Here is a 3,954-nt window from a genome sequence, read left to right as displayed (position 1 = left end):
CTCATCTGCAACAAAATGAAAGTCAATTGGACAGTAATACCCGCAGAATCTAACCTCAACTCCAAAATCAACACCTACCTAATAGAATTATTAGCCGCAATCTACCTAGACATCGTAGTTCACATCATAATGCTTCTCATCATCACCATAATAATAGGCATCTTAGTATAATCGTAGCTATATTGTAGACATTCTCCTGATTGGAAAATCGAAATAGTGGTATAATATATGTAAAGAAATCGGAGGAGGATTTTATGAAAAACATTAAAAAATTTGGACTATTACTTGCACTTGTAGCTTCAGTATCATTATCAAGCTGTAGCAGCGAACAATCATTGAATAAACCAGATACAACAACATCAACAGCTGAAAACAACAAAAAAGACACAGCAGCCGACACACAAGAAAACAAAAAAGAAGACAAAGAAAACAAAGAAGACAAAAAACCAGAAGAAACAACAGAAGCTACAGAAAAAGACGAAACAAAAAAAGACAACCAACAAGAACTTACAGATGATGAAAAAGCAACACTAGATGAATTTGTAGAAAGATTAGAAAAATACGAAAACGGAACAGCAGGCGCATCACTAAAAATGGATAGACTATTCACAGAAATGGTCAACAGATGCACATCATTAGAAACAAAACCAGAAAAATCACAAGAATATCTAATCAAAAAAGTATCCCAAGTCAAAGACACTGAAAACTTCAAACAATCAGTAAAAGGACTAAAAGATACCATAGAATACTACAAATCAAACAAACAACAATACATCCAAGAACTAAAAGACAGTGGCGCAACATGGGATCCACAAATCAAACTAGAATCCTTGGAAAATGTAGTAAACAAATTCTAATATAATTAGGAAAGAAGCTGCAAAACAGCTTCTTTTTTTGTGAGAACTTGTATTTAATTGTAGTGTAAATTTGCGACATAGTATATAGTAATATTAAGCAGAAGACCACAATTACATACACAACATCCATTCGTACAAAGCAGAAAAGCACAATTGCCCGAATATCTAGCTTACGAAAATAAATAAATCCTAAGCTCATGACCCTAAAATCTCAAGTGCGAGCTTCGCTCTGGCACCAGTGAGATTTCTTAACGGTTCATTTCGCTTGGATTTATACTTATTTTCTCCAGATGATATTCTACAGCAATTGTGGTAATCTGCTTTTTTCTCGTTTAGAGATACAAAATTTTACCTTTTATATCCTGAAAATTACTTGTTAATTTTTAATATTAATGGTATAATAAATTTACCAAAAGCCTTATTCGTTAAGGATACGGTTATAAAGGAGAAAAAACCTTACTCGTTAAGGTTAACCGAAGGTGTGCCACCGTGGCGCACCTAATTTTTTGCAAAGGTACATAAACAAAAATGGATATAGAAAAATTTGGAGTATACTTAATTGACTTCTCTCATAGCAGAGGCGGAGAATTATCAGGAAAACATTACGCTATAGCTGCCTCTGTATTTAATAAGGATCACAAAACATTTGTAGTAGTACCAATTACTAGTAAAAAATCCGGAAAAAAATACAGAGGTGGCTTCACAATCGATTGTAAAAAATATCAAAATAATCCAAGTAAAGAAAAAGCATTTGCAATGGTTAATAAAATAAGAGAAGTTTCTATGCATAGGGTATATGGAGACATTATTTATAAACTAGATGACGAAGATATTGAAAAACTAAGAAATTCTATGAGAAAAATATTCGATTTATAGATAAACAACTTAATACTTTTTTAAATAGCTGATGGAACATCATAATTAAAACAAATCAATTAAATTTATTATGATAATAAGCATCTGCTATTTTTTTTTATTTGAAATAAAACTATACTATTTAGATAGAAAAACTAACGTAGGAAGCGGGTTTTGACGAAGAATATCATTCGGAAGAAATTTTGTTGATTTCAAATCGAAGGGCTCCGGCCAAAATTTGACCGCGTAAGCGAAGCGTGCTTCAAATTTTAGGAGACCAAGATTTAGAAATCACAAATTTCTGTAGACCAGATATTCGAGCAAACCTGCTCCTACGCCTTGTTGACGAGTGAAGTTAAACCTTTTATTCTGGTATGAAACAACCTAGTTCCTGCAACAAAATCCCTGTCAAGCACAACACTCAACACGAACTCTCTATCTTCACACGAACTCTACACCTTACTCCCTTACTTCTCTATATCCTCAATATCATATCGATCCAAATCCTCATACACATACGACTGTTGAATACCACGCAAATAAACACCCCTGTCATCAACCCTCTCTGTCAAAGCATTCCTCAACAAGTGTTTAATCTCCAAAGAATTCACCGGCGACCTCTCCATAGCACTCAAATAATCAGCCCTGTCCACCATCGCCCAGTCAACACACACATTCAAATTCTTTTTAAGCATCAAATCCAGCCAAATCCTAGTCGCGCGACCATTCCCTTCCCTGAAAGGATGCGCCACATTCATCTCCACATACTTCTCAATAATCTCATCAAAAGAACCCTCAGGCATCCTCTCAATAATCGCCAAATTGCTCTCTAAATACAACAAATTTGCAAACCTGAAATTCCCCTTTGACAAATTCACATCACGAGTTCTCCCAGCGAAATCAAAAATATCCTGAAACAAAAACCCGTGAATTTCCTGCAAACCCTTGTAAGTACCAACCTCAAAGTTATTAATCAAACCCTTGTCCCAAAGCTCAATAGCCCTCCTCTTAGACAAAAGCTCCTCATCAATAAAACGACCCATCAAACACCATCCTTTCCTATCATTATTTTATGTAAATTTCTGCTTAATTTCTAAACGTGTCGAATTTCACACGTTAAATTTTATTATTGTAAATTACCTTTTATCCACAAATTCCTTTAGAATAAAAGGCTTTAACTAAGCGAGTCATCTGGAGAAAATTGTGAAAACTCAATCGCAGAAATCCGGCTAAAATTTGGCCGCGTAAGCGAAGCGTGCTTCAAATTTTAGGATTTCGAGATTAGAGTTTTCCAGTTTTTGGAAGCCAGACTCGTGTGTTAAACCTTTTATTCTGGTACGCGACAAAGTAAATCCTGCAACAAAACCCCGTCCCTGTCTATCCACACACGAATTCTCTGCACCCATCTAACAACCCCTAACTCAAAACCTATCTCCTCACGAATTCTCTAACTCCATCTTGCAACCAAATCCCTGTCCCTGTCTATCTTCACACGAACTCTCTACACCCAATCCAACAAAATAACCCCATCATAACCTACCTTAGCAATCCCCATTCAAACGAAAATTCATTCGAAAAAATCCGCCAAAATCAGGAAGCGCAAGCGAAGCTAGCGGACTGATTTAGGATTTTGAGAGTTGAATTATCAACTTTCTCCCCTAATCCCCATGAGGTGTGATTCTTTAGAATAAAAGGCTTTAACTAAGCGAGTCATCTGGAAAAAATTGTGAAAATTCAATCGCAGAAATCCGGCCAAAATTTGACCGCGTAAGCGAAGCGTGCTTCAAATTTTAGGATTTCGAGATTAGAGTTTTCCAGTTTTTGGAAGCCAGACGAGTGAAGTTAAACCTTTTATTCTGGTTTGAAACAGAGTAAATCTAGCAACAAAAACTCGTCCCTGTCTATCTATCCACGAACTCTCTAACCCCATCTAAAAAACTTACCACTCACTCAAAACCTACCTCAACACAAACTCTCTCTAATACCTCACCTTACAAACTCATACCTCAACACGCCCTCTTTCCCTGGCTCCAATTCCTCAACAACCTTCCCTTGGTAAAACACATAAGCACCACCATTCGCTCTGTCATCCTCATTCACAAACGAATTCACAAACAACACCGGCATCGGTACAAGCTGTGATTGTTTCTTGTAGTCCTCAAACTCATTCTTAAACCAGTCCTTCACCGAAAAATCGACAAACACAGGCCACAACAAAATATCAGAGTCAATCATAGAAATA

Annotated in this window: 3 protein-coding genes and 1 pseudogene; 2 read left to right on the top strand and 2 right to left on the bottom strand. The window is 36.2% G+C overall.

Annotated elements, in window-relative coordinates; genetic code table 11:
* Positions 1 to 254: 254 nt before the first annotated feature.
* Positions 255 to 857: a hypothetical protein gene (locus KHW44_RS07225; protein ID WP_154254784.1), complete on the top strand. Its 603-nt coding sequence runs from the start codon at positions 255 to 257 to the stop codon at positions 855 to 857.
* A 528-nt stretch (positions 858 to 1,385) separates the two neighbouring features.
* The gene (locus KHW44_RS07220; RefSeq protein ID WP_094206782.1) at positions 1,386 to 1,733 is read left to right on the top strand and encodes a type II toxin-antitoxin system PemK/MazF family toxin; all 348 of its coding nucleotides are present in this window, start codon (positions 1,386 to 1,388) and stop codon (positions 1,731 to 1,733) included.
* 446 nt (positions 1,734 to 2,179) lie between these two features.
* On the opposite strand, the gene fic is transcribed toward KHW44_RS07220, so the two are convergent.
* Together fic and KHW44_RS07210 are read right to left on the bottom strand one after the other, a co-directional pair.
* Positions 2,180 to 2,755: a protein adenylyltransferase Fic gene (fic, locus tag KHW44_RS07215; protein WP_304067764.1), complete on the bottom strand. Its 576-nt coding sequence runs from the start codon at positions 2,753 to 2,755 to the stop codon at positions 2,180 to 2,182.
* Between the two features lie 943 nt (positions 2,756 to 3,698).
* Positions 3,699 to 3,954, bottom strand: a pseudogene (locus KHW44_RS07210) (carbon-nitrogen hydrolase family protein); the annotation flags it as partial.

The sequence above is a fragment of the Finegoldia magna genome, from assembly GCF_018371055.1.
GTDB lineage: Bacteria > Bacillota > Clostridia > Tissierellales > Peptoniphilaceae > Finegoldia > Finegoldia magna_I.
The sequence above is the reverse complement of the archived record's forward strand: the minus strand, read 5'-3'. Positions and strand labels throughout refer to the sequence as shown.

What these genes read in the sequence shown, in the direction of transcription:
- KHW44_RS07225 (WP_154254784.1), top strand. Translation starts at nt 255, where the DNA reads ATGAAAAACATTAAAAAATTTGGACTATTACTTGCACTTGTAGCTTCA.
- KHW44_RS07220 (WP_094206782.1), top strand. Translation starts at nt 1,386, where the DNA reads ATGGATATAGAAAAATTTGGAGTATACTTAATTGACTTCTCTCATAGC.
- fic (WP_304067764.1), bottom strand. Translation starts at nt 2,755, where the DNA reads ATGGGTCGTTTTATTGATGAGGAGCTTTTGTCTAAGAGGAGGGCTATT.